Here is a 19,041-nt window from a genome sequence, read left to right on the forward strand (position 1 = left end):
ATGAGCAAAAAGTTCGAACTGCTGCCGGCACATTTCGGCGATGTCGGCGGGCTGACGATACGCCGCGCCCTGCCCACCGCCAGGCGCCGCATGGTGGGCGCCTGGTGCTTCCTCGACCACGCCGGGCCGGCCGAGCTGCCCGCCGACAAGCCCATGCGGGTGGGCCCGCATCCGCACACCGGCCTGCAGACCTTTTCCTGGCTGATCGAGGGCGAGGTGCTGCACCGCGACTCGCTGGGCACGGTGCAGATGCTGCGCCCCGGCCAGGTGAATCTGATGACGGCGGGCCGTGGCATCGCGCATTCGGAAGAATCGCAGACGGCACGCTTGCAGCTGGCCCAGCTGTGGATCGCGCTGCCGGACGCGCAGCGCTTTTGCGAACCCGCCTTCGAGCATTTCCCGCTGCTGCCGCAACTCGCCCTGAACGGCTTCAACACCACCCTGCTGGTGGGCCGCTATGGCGCCGCGCATTCACCCGTGCCCAGCCACACGCCCCTGCTGGGCATGGACCTGCGCTGCCAGGCGCCGGCCAGCACCGAGCTGCTGCTGACCCCGGGCTACGAGCATGGCCTGATGGCGCTGGAGGGCGAGCTGCAGATCGGCATGGAGGACGGTGAGCGTCAGACCCTGAGCCCCGGCCAGCTGCTCTATCTGGCCCCCGGCGCGCATCGGCTGCAGCTCAGCAGCGCGGCGCCGGCGCGCCTGCTGCTGCTGGGCGGCACGCCCTTCGAGGAGCCGGTGCTGCTGTGGTGGAACTTCGTCGCGCGCGACAGCGAGGAGGTCCAGCGCTTCGCCGCCGACTGGAACGCCGGCATCGGCTTCGGCACGGTGCAGGGCTACGCGGGCGAGCGCCTGCTCGCCCCCGATCCGGCCGGCCTGAAGCTCAAGTCCCCGGCGCGAAATTGAACACGCCGGAGCCGTGCTGTGGGCGCGCCCCGCCGGTGCGTATCAGGATCAGCACGGTGAAGCTGACATTGCCGCCCGAGACGTTCTTGAAGCCGCTCGGGTACTGCATCTCCATGCAGAAGCTGGAGAAGGTGGCGAGGCAGCCGAAGTTCTCGTCGAAGCTGTTGTAGACCACCTGGGCGGGCTGCTGGTGCGCCAGGTCGTAGGCCTCGCCGACGCCCTGGATGGCCGAGATCAGGCCATCGAAATAGTCGTAGACCTCCTTGATGCTGGTCGGCTTGGGCGGAGGCAGGGCGCTCGCCAGTCCGCCCAGCGCATTGATGGCCGCGCCACCGATCAGGTAAACATCGGCGGTCTGCGCCACCGCCAGGTCCATGCCGCGGACCTCGATGGTGCTGTCGGGGTAGTTGTAGGCATAAGGCCCCAGCACCGCGGCGCCCGCATGCACGCCGTCGATCAACACCGTCTGGGTCAGGAACTGGTCCAGCAGGCCCTTGGCCGCCAGGATGGCCGCCATGTTCTGCAGCTGGTTCAGGTAGTCGCCGTAGATCTTGTTGACCAATTGGCCGATCGGCCCCAGGGCATTCAGCAGGCCGCCCAGCAGGAACTGCGGCTTGGCCTGCCCGGCGGCGCTGGGCCAGGCTTGCAGCGGTGCGGCCCTGCCGAGCAGGCGATCCAGGCTCATCGCCTTGGCGCTGGGCACCGCGCCAAGCAGCGCCTGCGGCGCCAGCTGGGCATTGGTGCGATCGGCCATGGCCTTGAGCAGCGCCGGCATCTCGGTGGCGATCAGGCCCTGGATCAGGTCGGCCTTGTCGACCAGCCCATACAAGCTGGGCTGCGCGCCCGCCGCGGCCAGCTGGGTGGCCAGGGTCTGCAGCTCGCTGCGGTACTGGTCCAGCAGGGCGGTGTTGGCGGCGTCGTCGCCGCCCGACTGCTTCAGCAGCGCGGTGATCTGCTGCATCTTGGCCTTCAGCTGCGCGGTGGCGGCAGCATGGGCCAGATCGCCGGGCGTCTGCGGATAGCCGTTCGCCGCCAGCTTGGCCGGCAGCGGCACAAAGCCGCTGGCGGGCTGGTAAGGCGTGCTGAACACCATGCGCACCGGGTCCACGCTGGCCGCCGCCGCCGTGATGGCGGCCTTGGCCGCCGCCGCGCCGGTGTTGTCGCCGCGGTCCAGCGCCTCCTTGAGCAGCTTGAGATTGCGCGCCAGGCTGCCCTGCGCCGCCGACAGATTGGCATACAGGCCGGAGTTCTTGGACACCGGGGTCGGCGCGATCACCGTGAAGGGCTGCTGCACGCTGATGGCCGTGCCATCCACCGTGGCCACCAGGGTGAAGCCGCCACGCGTGTCGGCGGCGCTCAGCAGCTGCAGGCCCGCCACCGCGGGCGTCGCACCCTCCACGCCCTCGGCCGGGCGCAACACCTGGTAGCTGATCGGTGGCAAGGGGTTCATGGCCTTGCCATCGGTGTCGAGCACGGTCGGCATGATGCCCACCGCCGTACCGGCACCCGCGACCAGTTGGCCCAGCTCCAGCGCGATGCTGGCCGGCGCGGCCACTGGCGGCGCGGCCGCGAACTGCCACACCAGTTGCGCCGGCAGGAAGGGCAGCAGCCGGTCCTGGCGCAGGGTGATGGTGTCGGCCGGCGTGGCGCTGGCATTCGCGGCGATATCGCCGACATTGACGTCGCCATCGAGCACCGTGGTGCCGGCGCCGCTGCCCACCAGCTTGGCCGTCAGCGCCGTCTGCGCCTGGGCGCCATTGAGCACCGTGATCTTGAAGACATAGTCGTAGAGCGTGCGCCCCACGCGCGTCTCGCCGACCTTGGTGAGCGAGACCACCGAGGCGCTGGCGGCCGCGACGGCCTGGATACGCGCCTGCGTGGCCTGCGGCCGCATCGGGGTCAGGTCTTGACTCTCGCCGCCTCCGCAGGCGGCCAGCAACAGCGCCGCGCCGCAGACCAGGCCCTGCAGGCTGCGTGCGATCAGCCCGGCGCTCATGAGCGGCTCCCGTCGGCGCGCCGGCGTGCCAGCAGGGCGAGCAGGCCCAGGCCGCCGAACAGCTGCGCCCAGGTGGCGGGCTCGGGCACCACCGCGGTCTGGCCGCTGGCCAGCAGCTGGAAGTTCTCGTCGGTGATCTCAAACTGCAGACTGCCCGGCGCCGCGGCGCCCTGGTAATCGAATTTGACGACAAAGCCGCCCTGCGACTGCCCCGCGGTCAGCCCCAGCGAGCGGTTCAGCATCACGCTGTCGAAGAAACCGGCCGCCGGGATGCCGGTATCCGGCTGCGCGACCAGGCTGTCCCAGCTGCCCGGCGATCCCTGCACAAGCAGATTGCTGAAATCGGCCTCGGGAAAGAACACGGTGAAGCCGGACAGGCTGGCCGGCGTGCCATCGGCCAGCACGGTGAAATCCACCGTCCAGCTGTTGCCGCCCAGCGGCGTGAAGACGCTGTTGATGGTGGCGGCGGAAGCGCCCTGGGCAAGGGCCAGGGTGAGCAGAGCGGGGGCGACCCAGCGGGCGCGCGGGAGGGGCATCGGCTGCATAGAGGGCTCCAAGTGGCAAGCCCTGACCCTAAGCAGCCCCCGCCGCGACAACCATCCCTAACTTGGCCGCGCGCCCTGTTTCACTGACAAGCGTCAAAGCCTCAGGCCAGCTTGCCGGTCTGGAAGTCACGCACCGCCTGCATCAGCTCGGCCTCGGTATTCATCACGAAGGGGCCGTACTGCGCAATCGGCTCGTTGAGCGGCTTGCCGGCGATCAGCAGCAGGCGCGCGCCCGCCTCGCCGGCCGTGAAGGCCACGCCATCGCTGCCCGCGGTATTGGCCAGGATCGCCATGCGCTGGGCCGGCACGGTGCAACCCGAGCCGAACTGCACGCCGCCACGGTAGACGTAGACGAAGGCGTTGTGCGTGTCCGGCAGCGCCTGTTCAAACCTGACCCCCGGCTGCAGATGGATGTCCAGATAGACCGGCTCGGTGCCCTCGCGCTGCACCGCCCCCTGCACGCCCCGGCTGGCGCCGGCGATCACGCGCACGCTGGCGCCCTCGCCATGCCACTCGGGGATTTCGGCCGAGGGAATGTCGCGGTACCAGGGCGCGCGCATCTTGTCCTTGGCCGGCAGGTTGAGCCAGAGCTGGAAGCCTTCCATGCGGCCCTCTTCCTGCTCGGGCAGCTCCGAATGGATCACGCCGCGCCCGGCCGTCATCCACTGCACGCCGCCATTGCCCAGCAGGCCCTCATGGCCGGCGGAGTCGCGGTGGCGCATGCGGCCTTCCAGCATATAGGTGATGGTCTCGAAGCCGCGGTGCGGATGGTCGGGGAAGCCGGCGATGTAGTCGTCGGCCTGGTCCGAACCGAAGGCGTCCAGCATCAGATAGGGATCGAGGCGGCGCTGCAGGTTCTGCGTCAGCACGCGGGTGAGCTTGACGCCCGCGCCATCGCTGGTGGGCTGGCCGGCGATCAGCCGCTCGACCTGGCGAGGCTGTTGCAGAACGGTGGTGATCGTGGCGGCAGTCATGATGGCGTTCTCCGTGGTCAATGCATTCAGGGTCAGACGGTAGCAGGCTCGGCCGCTTGCGGTTGCAGCAGCTGCTGGATCTGGGCACGCGCCGAGGCCAGGCCTTGCGCCTCGGCCTCCGGGCCCATGCCCAGGCCTTCGGCATAAATGAACTCGACATCGCTCATGCCCAGGAAGCCCAGCACGGTACGCAGATAGGGCACGACGGTGTCGCTGGGGCGGTCGCGGTGCAGGCCGCCGCGCGTCAGCACCGCATAGACCTTCTTGCCGGTGAGCAGGCCCTCGGGGCCGTTCTCGGTGTAGCGGAAGGTGACGCGGGCCCGCGAGATCGCGTCGATCCAGTTCTTCAGCTGGCTGGGCACGCCGAAGTTGATCATCGGCACGCCCAGCACCACCACATCGGCCGCCTGGATCTGGGCAATCAGGCCATCGTCCAGGGCCACGCGCTCGGCCTGCGCCGCGCTGCGCTGCTCGGCCGGGGTGAACAGGGCTTGCAGGGCGGCCTCGTCCAGCACCGGATGGGCTTGCTGCGCCAGGTCGCGCACCTGCAGGCTGGCACCGGGCTGGGCCTGTTGCAGACCCTCGACCAGCTCGGTCGCCAGGCGGGTGGAGAAGGAACCCTGGCCGTCTTGAACACGGCGGGCGCTGGAATTGATTTGCAGGATGTTCATCTGGGGGCTCCGTTGGTTTGCTGATCGGGTCTTGCGAAAGACCATGGATGAACTGTATTGATCGCAGCCAAGCATCGGAAGACACCGGAATGGATATGATCGTTCCACCAATGGAACAATGCCATGAGCCTGGACGCTGACGATCTGCTGCTGTTTGCGCGTGTGATGGAGGCCGGCAGCTTCAGCCGCGCGGCCGACCGGGTGCAGCTCCCCAAGTCCACCGTGTCGCGCCGCATCGCCGCGCTGGAGCAGCGTCTGGGCGAGAAGCTATTGCAGCGCAGCACGCGCCGGCTGGCGCTGACCGAATTCGGCCAGGGCGTGCTGGAACATGCACGCGTGCTGGCCGCCGAGGTGGACGGCGCCCTCGCCCTGGCCCTGCATCGCCAGCAGCGCCCCACCGGGCGGCTGCGCGTCTCGATGCCGGGCGACTTTGCCAACCAGGCGCTGGACCAGATGCTGAGCCGCTTCGTGCTGGACTATCCCGAGGTGCAGCTGGAACTGGACCTCTCGCCGCGCCGCGTGGACCTGATTGCCGAGGGCTTCGACCTCGCGGTGCGCATGGGCAGCCTGCCCGACGATTCGCAGCTGGCGGCGCGCCGCCTGGCCCTGTTCAGCAACGGGCTCTATGCCTCACCGGCCTATCTGCAGCGCCATGGCGAGCCGCAGCTGCCCGAGGCGCTGAGCAGCATGCAGGGGCTGATGATTCTGGGCCGCACCGGCGAGCCCGTGCCCTGGACACTCATGCGTGGGGAAGGCGCCGAGGGCGCCGAGACGCAACGCTGGCAAGGCGTGCCCGAGCAGCGCACCCTGGTGAATGCGCCCGACATGCTTCTGCGCATGGCCTGCGCCGGCCTGGGCATCACCGCGGTGGGCGAGCATTTCGCCCAGCCCTATGTGGAGCGCGGCGAGCTGTTGCGCGTGCTGCCCGACTGGTGCCTGCCACCGGTGGCCTGCTGGGCGGTGTTCCCCGAGCGCCGCCTGATGCCGCTGCGCAGCCGCGTCTTCATCGAGGCGATGGCGGCCACGCTGGCCAGTTGCCCGGCTACTCAGCCTGAAAGCCGATCTCCACACTGACCTCGCGCGAGCGCGGGATCGGCGCGAAGCGCCATTGGTTGACGGCATCGATGGCCGCCACCGAGAGCTTGCGGTGCGAGCTCTTGATGGCCTCGGCCCCGCTCACCGCGCCATTCGGCTCGACGGTGAACTTCACCACCACCAGGCCGTTGCGCACGCTGCTGAGCAGCTGGCGCGGGATCTCGGGCTCGACCTTGTTGATCAGCTTCAGCGCCACCTCGGGTTCGGGCTCGGGCGCCGCTGCGGGCGCCACGGCGGCGGGCGGCGGGGGATTCAGCTTGGGGCTCGCGGTGGCCAGCTGAACCGGCTCGGGCGCCGGGCTGCTGCTGCTCGCCGCAGTGGCCACGGCAGGCTCGGGCTTGTTCTGCAGCTCCTCGGCCTTGGGGCTGGGCGCCGGTGACTCGTGCCGCGGCGCGGCCTTGGCCACCGGTGCGGCCGGCTTGGCCGGTGCGGGCGCAGGCGCGGCGGGCTTGGCGGGCGCCTTGTCGGCGTTGAACTTGATCCACTGGAACACCTTGTCGGCGTCGCGCTTGGCCCGATCGGCATCGCTGAGGGAAGACTTCTTCTCAAGGTCCCCGAGCTGCTGAGCGGCAACACCCAGCGTCGCGGCGGCAAGGCCCAGCGCCAAGGCCAGACGGCACATGCGCAATGCAGACAAGGAGCCGTTCATCGTTCCATTCCTTCGTCGAGAGCCCGCCGGCGGCCCAGCTTTTGACGGGCATGCGGGACGGTGAGCGCCCGGAGTGTACGCAGCGCCCCCGGCCGCCCTGGCCAAGGGTTTGCCCGCAGCCCCGTCAAAGTCTTCACGCTTGCCGCCTATACTCGCGCCTTGCTCCGGGGAGCCCTGCCGTGCGTCGCAACGATGCACCGGGCTGAGATGTGGTGGAAGCCACGGACCCGCTGAACTTGATCCGGCTCGTACCGGCGTAAGAAGAGCTTGTCTGCATGCCCGCCCGCGGGCCTCAGGCCGCCCCGCGCGCCCGTCCGTCCGCCTGCTTGAGTCCGACCTCCGGAGTCCTTGTTGCACCGACCGGAGGAAGACGAGCATGAACAGCGTGAGCGACGCAGGCCTTGAAGGCATCAGCGACAACATCCAATTGACCCGCGAGCCCCTGCCCGGCTCCAGCAAGCAGTACCTGCCGGGCGAGCTGCACCCCGAGCTGCGCGTGCCCCTGCGCGCCATCGCGCTCAGCAACGGTGAGGTGGTGACCGTCTACGACGCCTCCGGCCCCTATACCGACGCCAACGCCAACATCGACGTGCACCGCGGCCTGCCCGCCCCGCGCGCCGCCTGGGTGAAAGCGCGCGGCGACACCGAGGCCTACGAGGGCCGTCGCATCCAGCTGATCGACGACGGCCTGCGCGACCAGGCCCAGCAGCTCAGGCTGCAGGCCCTCAGCGCCGGCCTGCAGCGCCAGCCACGCCGCGCCAAGCCTGGCGCCAACGTGACCCAGCTGCACTACGCGCGCCGCGGCATCGTCACGCCCGAGATGGAATACGTGGCGATCCGCGAGAACCAGCGTCACGCCTGGATGCAGGAATACCAGGCCGATGCCGAGCGCGAGGCGCGCCTGGCCGGCCACGCCTTCGGTGCCAGCATCCCCGACCTCATCACGCCCGAGTTCGTGCGCGACGAGGTGGCGCGCGGCCGCGCCATCATCCCGGCCAATATCAACCACCCCGAGCTGGAGCCGATGGCGATCGGCCGCAACTTCCTCGTCAAGGTGAATGCCAATATCGGCAACTCGGCGGTCACGTCCAGCATCGAGGAAGAGGTGGAGAAGCTGGTGTGGAGCACGCGCTGGGGCGCCGACACGGTGATGGACCTCAGCACCGGCCGCAACATCCACACCACGCGCGACTGGATCATCCGCAACAGCCCGGTGCCGATCGGCACCGTGCCCATCTACCAGGCACTTGAAAAGGTAGGTGGCGTGGCCGAGGACCTCACTTGGGCGCTGTTCCGCGACACCCTGATCGAGCAGGCCGAACAGGGCGTCGACTACTTCACCATCCACGCCGGCGTGCGCCTGCCCTTCGTGCCCATGACGGTGAAGCGCCGCACCGGCATCGTCTCGCGCGGCGGCTCCATCCTGGCCAAGTGGTGCATCGCCCACCACCAGGAGAACTTCCTCTACACGCATTTCGAAGAGATCTGCGAGATCATGAAGGCCTACGACGTCAGCTTCTCGCTCGGCGACGGCCTGCGCCCCGGCTCGCTGGCCGACGCCAACGACGAGGCCCAGTTCGCCGAGCTGCGCACCCTGGGCGAGCTCACCAAGATCGCGTGGCAGCACGATGTGCAGACCATGATCGAGGGCCCCGGCCATGTGCCCATGCACATGATCCAGGCGAACATGACCGAGCAGCTCAAGCACTGCGACGAGGCGCCCTTCTACACGCTCGGCCCCTTGACCACCGACATCGCGCCCGGCTACGACCACATCACCTCGGGCATCGGCGCGGCCATGATCGGCTGGTTCGGCTGCGCCATGCTCTGCTACGTCACGCCCAAGGAACATCTGGGCCTGCCGAACCGCGACGACGTCAAGGCCGGCCTGATGGCCTACAAGATCGCCGCCCACGCGGCCGATATCGCCAAGGGCCACCCGGGCGCACGCGCCCGCGACGACGCGCTCTCCAAGGCCCGCTTCGAATTCCGCTGGCAGGACCAGTTCAACCTCGGCCTCGACCCCGAGACCGCGCGCGAGTTCCACGACGAGACCTTGCCCAAGGACAGCGCCAAGGTGGCCCACTTCTGTTCCATGTGCGGGCCCAAGTTCTGCTCGATGAAGATCACGCAGGATGTGCGCGAATACGCCGAGGGCATGGCGGCCGGGATGGAAGCCAAGAGCGCCGAGTTCAAGGCGCAGGGCAGCGAGCTCTACATCCCGATCGCGAAGGCCTGAGATGGCGAAGAAGATCGCCATCGCCGGCGCCGGCCTGGCCGGCCGCCTGTTCGCCTGGGCGCTCGCGCGCGCCGGCCATGAGGTGCGGGTCTGGGACGCCGGCCCCGGCCCCGCGCCCGCCTTCGATGGCCAGGGCGCCGCCGCCTTCACGGCCGCCGGCATGCTCAGCCCGCTGGCCGAGCTGGACCGCGCCGAGGCCGAGGTGGCGGTGCTCGGCTGGCAATCGCTGCGCCTGTGGCCCGCCATCGTCGCCGCGCTGCATCAGCCGGTGCGCCTGCAGACCGAGGGCAGCCTGCTGCTGGCGCACCGCCCCGACCAGGGCGCCGCGGCGCGCGTGCTGCAGCGCCTGCAGCAGGCCGGCGCGGACCTCTCATCCTTCCCGACGCCGCAGCCGCTCAGCGCGGCCCAGCTGCGCGAGCTGGAGCCGGCGCTGCCCGCCGGCCCGCGGGCCTGGCTGCTGCCCGGCGAGGGGCTGATCCATCCGCTGCAGGCCATGCAGGCGCTGCACAGCTCGGCGGCTGGCGTGCAGTGGCATTGGCAGCGCCCGGTGGCCGAGGTCCAGGCCGGTCGGATCACGCTCAGCGACGGCGAGCAAGTCCACGCCGACTGGGCCATCGACACGCGCGGCCTCGGCGCCCGCCCCACCCTGCCGCTGCGCGGCGTGCGCGGCGAGGTGCTGACGCTGGAACTGGCCGGGCATGGCCTGCGCCGGCCGCTGAGGCTGATGCACCCGCGCCATTGCGTCTACCTGGTGCCGCGCAGCGCAGATGAGCTGCTGATCGGCGCCAGCGAGATCGAGAGCGAGGACCGCTCGCCCGTCAGCCTGCAGAGCGCGGTGGAGCTGATGGCCGCGGCCCACAGCCTGATGCCGCAATTGGGCGAGGCCCGCATCACGCGGCTGGACCGCAATCTGCGCCCCGCCCTGCCCCACCACCGCCCGCATGCGCACAGCGCGCCCGGCCTGATCCAGCTCAACGGCCTGTTCCGCCATGGCTGGCTGCTGGCGCCCGCCCTGGTGCAGCGCCTGCTGACGCAAACCCAGCTGGCCAGCCTGCCATGAACATCCAGATCCTGATCGACGAGCAACCCCGCGAGCTGCCGGCCGGCAGCAATCTGGCCGAGCTGCTGGCCTTGCTGCAACGCGAGCCGCGGAGCGTGGCCACGGCCGTGAACGGCCGCTTCGTGGCGCGCGAGGCAAGACCCGGCACCATGCTCGCCGAGGGCGACCAGGTGCTGCTGTTCCAACCCATCGTAGGAGGCTGAACCCATGACGGACAGCTTTGAAATCGCCGGCGTGCCGCTCGCCAGCCGCTTCCTGCTCGGCACCGCCGGTTACCCGAACCCGCAGCTGCTGGCCGAGGCGGTGAAGGCCTCGCAAACCCAGCTGCTCACCGTGGGCCTGAAGCGCAGCGCCCAGGGGGGCGACAACGGCTTCGTGGCCATGGCCTTGGCGGCAGCGCGCGCCCAGGGCGCGCGCCTGCTGCCCAACACCGCCGGCTGCCGCAGCGCCGCCGAGGCGGTGCAGCTGGCCTGCATGGCGCGCGAGCTCTACGACACCGCCTGGATCAAGCTGGAGGTCACCGGCGACGAGCACACCCTGCAGCCCGACCCCTTCGAGCTGCTGGCCGCGGCCAGCGAGTTGGTGAAGCTGGGCTTCACCGTGCTGCCCTATTGCACCGACGATCTGGTGCTGTGCCGCCGCCTGCTGGACGCCGGCTGCGCCGTGCTGATGCCCTGGGGCGCGCCGATCGGCTCCGGCCAGGGCCTGCTCAACCCCTGGGCCCTGCGCACGCTGCGCGAGCGCCTGCCGGAGGCCGTGCTGATCGTCGACGCCGGCCTGGGCGCGCCCTCGCACGCGGCCCAGGCCATGGAGCTGGGTTATGACGCGGTGCTGCTGAACTCGGCGGTGGCACAGGCACGCGACCCGGTGCGCATGGCTCACGCCTTCCGCGACGCGGTGCGCGCCGGCCGCCAGGCGTACCTGGCCGGCGTGATGCCGGCGCAGGACTTCGCCGTGCCCTCGACGCCGGTAAGCGGCCACGCCTTTGTGCTGTCATGAGCCAGCCGCATCCCTGCCTGCCTTCGCCCTGGGCCAGCGACGCTGATTGGCAGCAAGACCCGGCCCCACCGATCATCTGGTCCGTGGCCGGCACCGACAGCGGGGGCGGCGCCGGCCTGAGCGCCGACCAGCGCGCCGCCGCCACCCTGGGCGTGCATCTGTGCCCGGTGGTGGCGGCCGTCACGGCCCAGCATTCGCGCGGCGTCGCGGCCGTGCACGCGCTGCCCGGCGCGCAGCTGCAGGGCCAGCTCGACGCGCTGGCCGCCGACCTGCGCCCGCGCGTCATCAAGACCGGGCTGCTGGCCAGCGTCGATGCGGTGGCGGCGGTGGCGCGCTGCGTCGATGCACTGCGCCGCGATGGCAGGGTGGATCTGGTGGTGGACCCGGTGCTGGGCGCCAGCGCCGGCGGCGCCGCCTTTGCCGATGCCGCCCTGATCGCCGCCTACCGCGAGCTGCTGCTGCCGCGCGCCACCCTCGTCACGCCGAATCGCCGCGAGGCCGAACGCCTGCTGGGCCTCGCGCCGCAGGCAGGTTCCGAGCCGGAACTGGCACGCGCGCTGCGCGCGCTGGGCGCCCAGGCCTGCTGCGTGACCGGCGGCGACACACTCGACCCGGCCGCGCAAGACCTGGCCCTCGATTGGCTTGCGAGCGAACTGGCCGATGGCTGGCTATCCCTGCCGCGCCTGCCCTCCGCCCACCATCACGGCAGCGGCTGCAGCTTCGCCAGCGCCGCCGCCGCGGCGCTGGCGCGCGGCTATCCACTGCCCGACGCGGTGCTGCTGGCCAAGATGCTCAGCTGGACGGCGGTGCGCGATGGCTACGCCGCCGGCGCAGGCGCCGGCCCGGTGCGCCCCAATCCAGGCTTCATGCAGGACGCAAGTGCCATGCCGGTGATGAGCTTTGGCGACGAGTTCTCACCGGCGCGCTGGGGCCAGGTCTTGCGTGGCGAGCTGCCACCCGCTGATTTCCGGCCCGGGCTCTACGCCATCACCGAGGACGCAGGCCGCGTGGCCGAGCTGGCCTCGGGCGGGCGCTTCAGCCAGATCCAGCTGCGCATCAAGCAGGCGGATGCCGCCGTCCCGCTACGCGGCGCCATCGAGCAAGCGCTGCAGGGGGCGCAGCAGGGCCAGGCCCGGCTCTGGATCAACGATCACTGGCAGCTGGCGCTGGACTGCGGCGCGCGCGCCCTGCACCTGGGGCAGGAGGATTGGGCCGCCCTGCCCGCCGCGGCGCGCGCACGTCTGCTGCAGCCCGATGTGCGCCTGGGCATTTCAAGCCACAGCCTCTGGGAGCTGGCGCGCGCACGCGGCCTGGCGCCGCACTACATCGCCTGCGGGCCGCTCTGGGCCACCAGCACCAAGCAGATGCCCTGGCAGCCGCAGGGCCTGGACAACCTGGCCTGGTGGGTGCGCATGGCGGGGCGGCCGGTGGTGGGCATAGGCGGCATCACCACGCGTGAGCGCCTGCAGGCGGCCCAGGCCAGCGGGGCTGCCGCCCTGTGCCTGGTACGCGGGCTGGAACTGGCGGAGGACCTGCGGCGCTGAGTACGCCCAGGTTGCGCTCAGAAGATCGAACGCTCGGTGAGGGTCGTGAACATCTCCAGCGCTGCCGTGCCCGCCAGCGAGTTGCCGGTCTCGTCCAGGCCCGGCGACCAGACGCAGATGCCGCAGCGCCCAGGTATCAGCGCGACGATGCCACCGCCCACGCCGCTCTTGGCCGGCAGCCCGACACGGAAGGCGAAGTCACCCGCCGCGTCATAGGTGCCGCAGGTCAGCATCAGGGCGCTGATGCGCTTGGCGAGGCTGGGCGTCAGGAGCCGCTCGCCGCTGTGCGGCACGCTGCCATGCTGGGCCAACAAGAGAGCCGCACGCGCCAGTTCTACGCAGTTCATCTCGATCGAGCATTGGCTGCAATAGGCATCCAGCACGCGATCCACCGGATTGGCCAGGCGGCCGAAGCTGGCGATGAAATGCGCCATGGCCGCATTGCGATCGCTGTGGCGGCGTTCGGACTGGGCCACTTTGAGGTTGTAGTCCAGCGCCGCGTTGCCGCTGAGCCGGCGCATCAGGCCCACCAGCGCGTTCTCGGGCGTGGCGAAGCGGCTGCACAGCACATCGGTCACCACCAGAGCGCCGGCATTGATGAAGGGGTTGCGGGGCTTGCCGCCCTCAGCCTCCAGCTGCACCAGGGAATTGAAGGGCGTGCCCGAAGGCTCTCGGCCAACGCGTTGCCACAGCGCCTCGCCCTCGCTCTGCAGCGCCAGCACCAGGGCGAAGAGCTTGGAGATGCTCTGGATGGAAAAGCGCTGTTCGGCCGCGCCTACCTGCAGCACCTCGCCGTCCAGCTTGACGATGGCCATGCCGAACTGCTCGCGCGGCACATGGGCCAGCTCGGGGATGTAATCGGCCACGCGGCCCTGGCCCAGCAGGGGCTGCACATGGGCATAGATGGCGTCCAGCGCCTGGCGGTCATGCATGCGGGAGTTCCGGAGATCGATCTTGGCCGCCATGGTAAGTGCGCCGGTCCGCCGCACGGATGAACGCTGCCAGCAGGCCCTGCGGCTCGGTCAGTAGCGTTGCACCACCGCGGTGGCCCGCGCCGGCGGCTCGTAATCCTCGGGCCAGTAGTCGGTCAGCTTGGTGATCAAGCCGGCCTCGACGGCGAACAAGGTGATGCCGCGCATGCGCGGCTCGCTGGGCGTGACGAAGTCGAACACCGTCACGGCCGATTTTTCGTCGGCGATCAGCTGCAGCAGTTCGACCTGCCAGCTGCCCGGCCAGGTGCGGAAGAACTCCGTCATGGCAGCGCGGCCGCACACGCGCTCGCGTGTCTGCGGTACCTCGTAGACCAGCTCGGGGTCGAGCAGGGCGGCGAATGCTGGCCAATCGGCGGCATTCGCGGTGGCCCAGAAACGCGTGGCCAGCTCACGGGCGGACGCGGTGGCGTTGTCGGTCATACGCAGCTCTCCAGGGCAGGTGTGGCGCGGCAGTGTACGGCGCCCGCCGCCCCTGTTCTTTGCCCCGCGCCGGGTTCAGAATGCATGGGCCACCGCAGGGAGAAAAAGAACAACCGCAGGCATCGTCACGGAAGGGCCGCCATGCAGCTCAGCGCGCCTCGGCGCATGTTCTTGATCGGGCTGCTGCCGGCGGCCTCGCGGCAGGCCTGGGCCGCGCCGCAGCGCTGGCGCTTTGCCACCGACAGCAACGACCGCAGCGGCCTGGCGCCGGCCGGGCGGGCGGTGCTCAGGCGGGCCTTCGAGCGGCTCGGGCAGGTGCTGGAGTTCGAGCCCCTGCCGCTGCGCCGTTCGCTGCGCCTCACCGAGCTGGGCCAGTTGGATGGCGAGCCCCTGCGCATCGCGAGCATCGTCGATCGGCGCCCCCAGCTCCTGCTGGTGCCGGTGGCGATCTCGCGCGTCGAGGTCTGGGGCTTCGTCGGCGATGCGGCCCTGCAGCCGCATGACATGGCCGAGCTGCGCCCGCTGCGGGTGGCGCACCAGCGCGGCATCCTCCTGCTCGAGCAGCTGCTCGGCGAGGTGGCGCGGCGCGTCGAGGCCACCACGCCCGACGACGTGTTGCGCCTGCTGCGCCTGCGCGTGGTCGACATCGGTCTGCTGACCCTGGCCTCCGGGCAGGCGCCCTTGCGGCCGGCCCAGCTGGAAGGGCTGGTGCCGCTGACGGCGCCGCTGTACAGCAGCTCACTCTACCCGGTGCTGCACCGCAGCCATGCGCAGCTGCTGCCGGCGCTCACCGCCGTGCTGCAGGAGATGGAGAGCAGCGGCGAGTCCGATGGCCTGCGCCGCAAGGCCTGGGCGGACGCACGCGAAGGCGCCGCGGCCTTGTCGCCCTAGTGGTCTTCCGCCTGCCCGCCGGCGCGGCCCTGTCGGAAAATGCGCGCACGCACCCGAAGCCAGCCCATGCAAGCACCCGACCCTCATCACATCCAAGGCCTGGCGCGCCGCCAGCTGCTGTGCGGCGCCGCGGCCCTGGCGCTGCCCACGCTGCCGGCCCGTGCCGCCGCCGCGCCCCTGCTGGTGGGCGGCCTGCCGGTGACCTGCAACCTCACCCTGCCGGTGGCCTGCGTGACCAACCAGACCGCCGGCGGCAAGCATGCCTTTGAATACAGCAAGTACAACGGCTGGCCCGAGATCAAGGAATCGCTGATGACGGGCCGCATCCAGGCGGCCTATATGCTGGCGCCGCTGGTGATGGACCTGGCGGACAAGAAGATCCCGGTGAAGATCGTCTCGCTGGGCCATCGCTCGGGCGCCGTCATCATGGTGCGCAGCGATTCGACCTATCAGAAGTTCAAGGACCTGGCCGGCAAGCGCATCGCGATACCGAGCCGCTTTGCGGTGGACTTCCTGTTCCTGCGCAAGATGCTGGCGCGCGAGGGCATGACGCCCAAGGACGTGCAGATCGTCGAGATGGCGCCGCCCGACATGCCGGCCGCCCTCTATGCCAAGGCGGTGGACGCCTATTGCACCGGCGAGCCCTTCGGCGCCGCCGCCCAGCGCGCCGGCTATGCGCGTGCCCTGCGCATGACGCGCGACGAATGGCGCAACTACATCTGCTGCGTGCTGACGGTGCGCGAGGAGCTGATCCGCGACAACCGGCCCGCGGTGCAGGAGCTGGTGAATCTGGTGCTGGGCGCCGGCCAGTGGCTGGACCAGAAGCAGGACAACCGCAACAAGGCGGTGACGATCGCCGCCGGCCGCAAGTACTTCAACCAGGATCCCAACATCATCCGCTTCGTGATGGAGAACCCCACCGACCGCGTCACCTACGGCGATCTGCGCATGATACGCAGCGAGTTCGAGGAGCTGATGCAGCTCTCCATCGAGGCCGGCACGCTCAAGGCCCCGGTGCCCTATGAGAAATACATGGACGAGAGCTTTGCCAAGGCGGCCAAGGCCAGTGCCATCACGCTTTGAACCCGCCCTCATGATGCGCCATCTGTTGCTCTCCCTGTTCGCGCTGCTGCTGGCCACGCCCCTGCTGGCCGCCACCGCCCGGCTCAAGGCCGGCGTGTTCGAGCCCCCGCATGCCGCGCCCGAATTCAGCCTGCAGGGCTCCGATGGCGCCGAGCTCAAGCTCAGCCGCTACCGTGGCAAGCTGGTGCTGCTGGTGTTCGGTTTCACCCATTGCACCGAGGTCTGCCCGATCACGCTGGGCACCCTGGTGCAGGCGCGCCAGGCGCTGGGCAAGGCCGGCGAGGCGGTGCAGGTGGTCTATGTGACGGTGGACCCCGAGCGCGACGATACCGCGCAGATGAAGCGCTACCTGGCCGCCTACGACGCCAGCTTCATCGGCGCCACCGGCCAGCCCGCGGCCCTGGCGGCGGTGCGCGCCAGCTATGGCGTGGTGGCCAACAAGCTCGCCACCAAGGGCGGCTATGCGGTGGACCATTCGTCCTCGGTCTACCTGATCGACCGCGCGGGCAAGCTGCGCGGCATGATGCCCTACGGCCATGGCCCCAAGGACTATGTGCACGATCTGCAGCTGCTGCTGAGCCTGTGAAGCTGCGCCCGCTTGCGTTGACCCTGACGCTGCTGCTGGCCGCACTGGCCTGGGCCGCGCTGGCCCCGCTCGCCCCCGCCCGCCGCGACGAGCTGTTCGAGATCCCCAAGGGTACCTGGGCACGCCGCATGGCGGGCGACCAGGTCGAGATCCTGCCCGAGCGCATCCACCTCACCCTGGGCGCCAACGATGTGCTGCTGCTGCGCAATCTCGACGAGGTGCCGCAGGTGTTCGGCCCGGCGCTCATCATGCCCGGCCAGAGTTTCCGCCTGCCCTTCGAAGTAGCCTCCAGCTACAGCTTTGCCTGCACCGCGCATGCCAGCGGGCAGCTGAGCGTGATCGTCGCACCCCATCCCGCGCCGGGCTGGGAGACACTCAACTGGCGCCTGCGCGCCTGGATCAAGCAACTATCGTGAACCCAAGCTCCCCGCATCAACGGCTGGCCAAAATCCTGCCGCCGCTGCTCGTGATCGCGGCCATCGTGATCCTCTGGTGGCAGGTGGTGCTGCGCACCGAGAGCGCCATCTTCCCCACCCCCTGGCAGGTGCTCACCGGCGCCTGGGAGCTGGCCGAGGACGGCACGCTGTGGGAGCACATCAGCGCCTCGCTGCTGCGCGTGGGCATTGGCTTCGGCCTGGCGATGCTGGTGGCGATCCCGCTGGGCCTGTGGATGGGCTGGGTGGGCGGCGCCTACCGCACCTTCAACCCGATCTTCCAGATGCTGCGGCCGATCTCGCCGATCGCCTGGATCCCGCTGGCCATCCTCTGGTTCGGCGTCGGTGATGTCTCGCCGATCTTCCTGATCTTCATCTCCTCGGTGTTCCCGATGATCGTGCAGACCACCTCGGGCGTGCACACCATCGAGCGCCGCTACTTGCGCGCGGCCGCCAACTTCGGGGTCTCGCGCACGGTGCTGTTCCGCCGCGTGGTGATACCGGCGGTGCTGCCCGAGATCATCGTCGGCATGCGCATCGGCATCGGCGTGGCCTGGCTGGTGGTGGTGGCGGCCGAGATGATCGCGCTGCGCTCGGGCCTGGGCTACTTGATCATGGACTCGCGCAATGCCGGCAACCGCTACGACCTGGTGATCGCCAGCATGATCATCATCGGCATCATCGGCCTGCTGCTGGACGGCGCCACGCGCCTGCTGGAGCGACTCAAGACGGTGAAATGGCGCTATGTCCGCTAAGCAAGCAAACCAGCACAAGATCGTCGTCAGCGACATCAAGAAGAACTTCGTCTCGGCCCAGGGCGCGCTGCCGGTCATCGGCGGCGTCAGCTTCACGGTGGACGACGGCGAGTTCGTCGCCATCGTCGGCCCCTCGGGCTGCGGCAAGTCCACCCTGATGAACATCATCGCGGGCTTCGAGCAGCCCGACAGCGGCAGCGTGCGGGTGGACGGCGCCGCGCAACGCGGCCCCAGCCCCAAGGGCATCGTGATCTCCCAGCATGGCTCGGTGTTCCCCTGGTTGACGGTGCAGCAGAACCTGATGTTCGGCCTCAACGATGCCGAACATGGTGCGCGCCACGACGAGCGCGCCGCGCTGGCCGATCACTACGCCGCGATGGTGGGCTTGAAGGGCTTCGAGGCCAGCTATCCGCACGAGCTCTCGGGCGGCATGCTCAAGCGCGCCGAGCTGGCGCGCGCCTTCGTCGTCAAGCCCGAGATCCTCTACATGGACGAGCCCTTCTCGGCCCTCGATGCGCTGATGAATATGCGCATGCGCACCGAGCTGCTGCGCATCCTGGCGGAGGAGCGCCACACCGTGCTGCTGATCACCCACGACGTGGAGGAGGCCATCTACATGGCCGACCGCATCCTCGTGCTCTCGCCGCGCCCCACCACCATCCAGGCCAGCTTCCAGGTGCGCCTGCCGCATCCGCGCAAGCTCGCCAGCCCCGAGGCCCAGGCCCTGCGCGAGGCGATCCTGCGCGAGCTCGGGCTTTAGCCAAGCGGGCGGGGCTTGAAGACGCGCTCGGTGGAGGCCGGGTTGCGCGCCAGCACCGCGCCCACACGGCGCGGCCGCGGCGCGAAATCGCCGCCGCAGTTGGGGCAGACCCCGGCCAGGCGCTGCGTCACGCAACTGGCGCAGAAGGTGCACTCGAAGGAGCAGATGCGCGCCTCGGTCGAGTCGGGCGGCAGGTCGCGGTCGCAGCATTCGCAATTGGGTCGGAGTTGCAGCATGGTGGGCGCCTCTGGTTGAGGCAGCCACGATAGCGCCCGGCGGCCCGGCGCGTCGGGCAGATCCGGACCGGCAAGGCTCGGATCCGGACCGCCAGCCGGGCAAGCCCGGTCGATGGGCGGGGCCGAAATGGGTTACCGTTGCGGCAAGTCCAGGGCATTGGAGCCCATGCCGATGAACACCACCACCACGGTCCAGCGGGCCGCCC

Annotated in this window: 21 protein-coding genes and 1 riboswitch; of the genes, 13 read left to right on the top strand and 8 right to left on the bottom strand. The window is 70.0% G+C overall.

The window, feature by feature from the left end; genetic code table 11:
• Nucleotides 1-906 (top strand): pirin family protein, encoded by a 906-nt coding sequence (locus tag PFX98_RS03430; RefSeq protein WP_285233777.1) that lies wholly within the window; start codon nucleotides 1-3, stop codon nucleotides 904-906.
• On the opposite strand, the gene PFX98_RS03435 is transcribed toward PFX98_RS03430, so the two are convergent.
• From PFX98_RS03435 to PFX98_RS03450, 4 genes are all read right to left on the bottom strand, one after another.
• Complete coding sequence (locus tag PFX98_RS03435; RefSeq protein ID WP_285233778.1) at nucleotides 884-2,902, bottom strand: hypothetical protein; 2,019 nt, start codon at nucleotides 2,900-2,902, stop codon at nucleotides 884-886. The two genes, PFX98_RS03430 and PFX98_RS03435, sit on opposite strands and share 23 nt — an antisense overlap.
• Nucleotides 2,899-3,447: a PEP-CTERM sorting domain-containing protein gene (locus PFX98_RS03440; RefSeq protein WP_285233779.1), complete on the bottom strand. Its 549-nt coding sequence runs from the start codon at nucleotides 3,445-3,447 to the stop codon at nucleotides 2,899-2,901. Before PFX98_RS03440 ends, PFX98_RS03435 begins: the two co-directional genes overlap by 4 nt.
• Before the next feature lie 101 nt (nucleotides 3,448-3,548).
• A complete protein-coding gene (locus tag PFX98_RS03445) occupies nucleotides 3,549-4,421 on the bottom strand; it encodes a pirin family protein (RefSeq protein ID WP_285233780.1) in 873 nt (290 codons plus the stop codon).
• Between the two features lie 32 nt (nucleotides 4,422-4,453).
• Nucleotides 4,454-5,092 (bottom strand): FMN-dependent NADH-azoreductase, encoded by a 639-nt coding sequence (locus PFX98_RS03450; protein WP_285233781.1) that lies wholly within the window; start codon nucleotides 5,090-5,092, stop codon nucleotides 4,454-4,456.
• 123 nt (nucleotides 5,093-5,215) lie between these two features.
• Between PFX98_RS03450 and PFX98_RS03455 the strand changes: the two genes are divergently transcribed.
• The gene (locus PFX98_RS03455; protein ID WP_285233782.1) at nucleotides 5,216-6,166 is read left to right on the top strand and encodes a LysR family transcriptional regulator; all 951 of its coding nucleotides are present in this window, start codon (nucleotides 5,216-5,218) and stop codon (nucleotides 6,164-6,166) included.
• Here the strand turns inward: PFX98_RS03455 and PFX98_RS03460 are convergent.
• On the bottom strand, nucleotides 6,135-6,836 hold the full coding sequence (locus PFX98_RS03460) for a TonB family protein (protein WP_285233783.1): 702 nt from the start codon (nucleotides 6,834-6,836) through the stop codon (nucleotides 6,135-6,137). The genes PFX98_RS03455 and PFX98_RS03460 overlap by 32 nt on opposite strands.
• 155 nt (nucleotides 6,837-6,991) lie before the next feature.
• Nucleotides 6,992-7,116: riboswitch (TPP riboswitch) on the top strand.
• 96 nt (nucleotides 7,117-7,212) lie between these two features.
• Between PFX98_RS03460 and thiC the strand changes: the two genes are divergently transcribed.
• From thiC to PFX98_RS03485, 5 genes are read left to right on the top strand one after another with little or no spacing between them, the layout of a single operon-like run.
• A complete protein-coding gene (thiC, locus tag PFX98_RS03465) occupies nucleotides 7,213-9,075 on the top strand; it encodes a phosphomethylpyrimidine synthase ThiC (protein WP_285233784.1) in 1,863 nt (620 codons plus the stop codon).
• Between the two features lies 1 nt (nucleotide 9,076).
• The gene (locus tag PFX98_RS03470; protein WP_285233785.1) at nucleotides 9,077-10,135 is read left to right on the top strand and encodes an FAD-dependent oxidoreductase; all 1,059 of its coding nucleotides are present in this window, start codon (nucleotides 9,077-9,079) and stop codon (nucleotides 10,133-10,135) included.
• Nucleotides 10,132-10,338 carry a sulfur carrier protein ThiS gene (gene thiS / locus PFX98_RS03475; protein ID WP_285233786.1) on the top strand — a complete coding sequence of 69 codons (207 nt, stop codon included), beginning with the start codon at nucleotides 10,132-10,134 and terminating at the stop codon, nucleotides 10,336-10,338. The genes PFX98_RS03470 and thiS overlap by 4 nt, the downstream gene beginning before the upstream one ends.
• A 4-nt stretch (nucleotides 10,339-10,342) precedes the next feature.
• Nucleotides 10,343-11,134 carry a thiazole synthase gene (locus tag PFX98_RS03480; protein ID WP_285233787.1) on the top strand — a complete coding sequence of 264 codons (792 nt, stop codon included), beginning with the start codon at nucleotides 10,343-10,345 and terminating at the stop codon, nucleotides 11,132-11,134.
• Nucleotides 11,131-12,678 (top strand): bifunctional hydroxymethylpyrimidine kinase/phosphomethylpyrimidine kinase, encoded by a 1,548-nt coding sequence (locus PFX98_RS03485; protein ID WP_285233788.1) that lies wholly within the window; start codon nucleotides 11,131-11,133, stop codon nucleotides 12,676-12,678. The genes PFX98_RS03480 and PFX98_RS03485 overlap by 4 nt, the downstream gene beginning before the upstream one ends.
• 17 nt (nucleotides 12,679-12,695) lie before the next feature.
• On the opposite strand, the gene PFX98_RS03490 is transcribed toward PFX98_RS03485, so the two are convergent.
• Together PFX98_RS03490 and PFX98_RS03495 are read right to left on the bottom strand one after the other, a co-directional pair.
• Nucleotides 12,696-13,610: a glutaminase gene (locus PFX98_RS03490; protein WP_285233789.1), complete on the bottom strand. Its 915-nt coding sequence runs from the start codon at nucleotides 13,608-13,610 to the stop codon at nucleotides 12,696-12,698.
• Nucleotides 13,611-13,700: 90 nt separating this feature from the next.
• Nucleotides 13,701-14,090, bottom strand: coding sequence for a nuclear transport factor 2 family protein (locus PFX98_RS03495; RefSeq protein WP_285233790.1), 390 nt, complete (start codon nucleotides 14,088-14,090; stop codon nucleotides 13,701-13,703).
• 165 nt (nucleotides 14,091-14,255) lie between these two features.
• On the opposite strand from PFX98_RS03495, the gene PFX98_RS03500 reads away from it, so the two are divergent.
• From PFX98_RS03500 to PFX98_RS03525, 6 genes are all read left to right on the top strand, one after another.
• A complete protein-coding gene (locus tag PFX98_RS03500) occupies nucleotides 14,256-14,981 on the top strand; it encodes a type 2 periplasmic-binding domain-containing protein (protein ID WP_285233791.1) in 726 nt (241 codons plus the stop codon).
• A 66-nt stretch (nucleotides 14,982-15,047) separates the two neighbouring features.
• Nucleotides 15,048-16,064 carry an ABC transporter substrate-binding protein gene (locus PFX98_RS03505; RefSeq protein WP_285233792.1) on the top strand — a complete coding sequence of 339 codons (1,017 nt, stop codon included), beginning with the start codon at nucleotides 15,048-15,050 and terminating at the stop codon, nucleotides 16,062-16,064.
• Between the two features lie 10 nt (nucleotides 16,065-16,074).
• A complete protein-coding gene (locus PFX98_RS03510) occupies nucleotides 16,075-16,650 on the top strand; it encodes an SCO family protein (protein ID WP_285233793.1) in 576 nt (191 codons plus the stop codon).
• The gene (locus PFX98_RS03515) at nucleotides 16,647-17,066 is read left to right on the top strand and encodes a cupredoxin domain-containing protein (protein ID WP_285233794.1); all 420 of its coding nucleotides are present in this window, start codon (nucleotides 16,647-16,649) and stop codon (nucleotides 17,064-17,066) included. Before PFX98_RS03510 ends, PFX98_RS03515 begins: the two co-directional genes overlap by 4 nt.
• Nucleotides 17,063-17,839: an ABC transporter permease gene (locus tag PFX98_RS03520; protein ID WP_285233795.1), complete on the top strand. Its 777-nt coding sequence runs from the start codon at nucleotides 17,063-17,065 to the stop codon at nucleotides 17,837-17,839. Before PFX98_RS03515 ends, PFX98_RS03520 begins: the two co-directional genes overlap by 4 nt.
• Nucleotides 17,829-18,599 (top strand): ABC transporter ATP-binding protein, encoded by a 771-nt coding sequence (locus tag PFX98_RS03525; protein WP_285233796.1) that lies wholly within the window; start codon nucleotides 17,829-17,831, stop codon nucleotides 18,597-18,599. Before PFX98_RS03520 ends, PFX98_RS03525 begins: the two co-directional genes overlap by 11 nt.
• On the opposite strand, the gene PFX98_RS03530 is transcribed toward PFX98_RS03525, so the two are convergent.
• Nucleotides 18,596-18,835: a DUF1272 domain-containing protein gene (locus PFX98_RS03530; protein WP_285233797.1), complete on the bottom strand. Its 240-nt coding sequence runs from the start codon at nucleotides 18,833-18,835 to the stop codon at nucleotides 18,596-18,598. The two genes, PFX98_RS03525 and PFX98_RS03530, sit on opposite strands and share 4 nt — an antisense overlap.
• Between the last annotated feature and the right edge of the window lie 206 nt (nucleotides 18,836-19,041).

This window comes from Paucibacter sediminis (assembly GCF_030254645.1).
GTDB classification, from domain to species: domain Bacteria; phylum Pseudomonadota; class Gammaproteobacteria; order Burkholderiales; family Burkholderiaceae_C; genus Paucibacter_B; species Paucibacter_B sediminis.

Bases quoted from the DNA above. Each gene is read 5' to 3' on its own strand.
- PFX98_RS03430 (WP_285233777.1), top strand. From the start codon at position 1: ATGAGCAAAAAGTTCGAACTGCTGCCGGCACATTTCGGCGATGTCGGC.
- PFX98_RS03435 (WP_285233778.1), bottom strand. From the start codon at position 2,902: ATGAGCGCCGGGCTGATCGCACGCAGCCTGCAGGGCCTGGTCTGCGGC.
- PFX98_RS03440 (WP_285233779.1), bottom strand. From the start codon at position 3,447: ATGCAGCCGATGCCCCTCCCGCGCGCCCGCTGGGTCGCCCCCGCTCTG.
- PFX98_RS03445 (WP_285233780.1), bottom strand. From the start codon at position 4,421: ATGACTGCCGCCACGATCACCACCGTTCTGCAACAGCCTCGCCAGGTC.
- PFX98_RS03450 (WP_285233781.1), bottom strand. From the start codon at position 5,092: ATGAACATCCTGCAAATCAATTCCAGCGCCCGCCGTGTTCAAGACGGC.
- PFX98_RS03455 (WP_285233782.1), top strand. From the start codon at position 5,216: ATGAGCCTGGACGCTGACGATCTGCTGCTGTTTGCGCGTGTGATGGAG.
- PFX98_RS03460 (WP_285233783.1), bottom strand. From the start codon at position 6,836: ATGAACGGCTCCTTGTCTGCATTGCGCATGTGCCGTCTGGCCTTGGCG.
- thiC (WP_285233784.1), top strand. From the start codon at position 7,213: ATGAACAGCGTGAGCGACGCAGGCCTTGAAGGCATCAGCGACAACATC.
- PFX98_RS03470 (WP_285233785.1), top strand. From the start codon at position 9,077: ATGGCGAAGAAGATCGCCATCGCCGGCGCCGGCCTGGCCGGCCGCCTG.
- thiS (WP_285233786.1), top strand. From the start codon at position 10,132: ATGAACATCCAGATCCTGATCGACGAGCAACCCCGCGAGCTGCCGGCC.
- PFX98_RS03480 (WP_285233787.1), top strand. From the start codon at position 10,343: ATGACGGACAGCTTTGAAATCGCCGGCGTGCCGCTCGCCAGCCGCTTC.
- PFX98_RS03485 (WP_285233788.1), top strand. From the start codon at position 11,131: ATGAGCCAGCCGCATCCCTGCCTGCCTTCGCCCTGGGCCAGCGACGCT.
- PFX98_RS03490 (WP_285233789.1), bottom strand. From the start codon at position 13,610: ATGCATGACCGCCAGGCGCTGGACGCCATCTATGCCCATGTGCAGCCC.
- PFX98_RS03495 (WP_285233790.1), bottom strand. From the start codon at position 14,090: ATGACCGACAACGCCACCGCGTCCGCCCGTGAGCTGGCCACGCGTTTC.
- PFX98_RS03500 (WP_285233791.1), top strand. From the start codon at position 14,256: ATGTTCTTGATCGGGCTGCTGCCGGCGGCCTCGCGGCAGGCCTGGGCC.
- PFX98_RS03505 (WP_285233792.1), top strand. From the start codon at position 15,048: ATGCAAGCACCCGACCCTCATCACATCCAAGGCCTGGCGCGCCGCCAG.
- PFX98_RS03510 (WP_285233793.1), top strand. From the start codon at position 16,075: ATGATGCGCCATCTGTTGCTCTCCCTGTTCGCGCTGCTGCTGGCCACG.
- PFX98_RS03525 (WP_285233796.1), top strand. From the start codon at position 17,829: ATGTCCGCTAAGCAAGCAAACCAGCACAAGATCGTCGTCAGCGACATC.
- PFX98_RS03530 (WP_285233797.1), bottom strand. From the start codon at position 18,835: ATGCTGCAACTCCGACCCAATTGCGAATGCTGCGACCGCGACCTGCCG.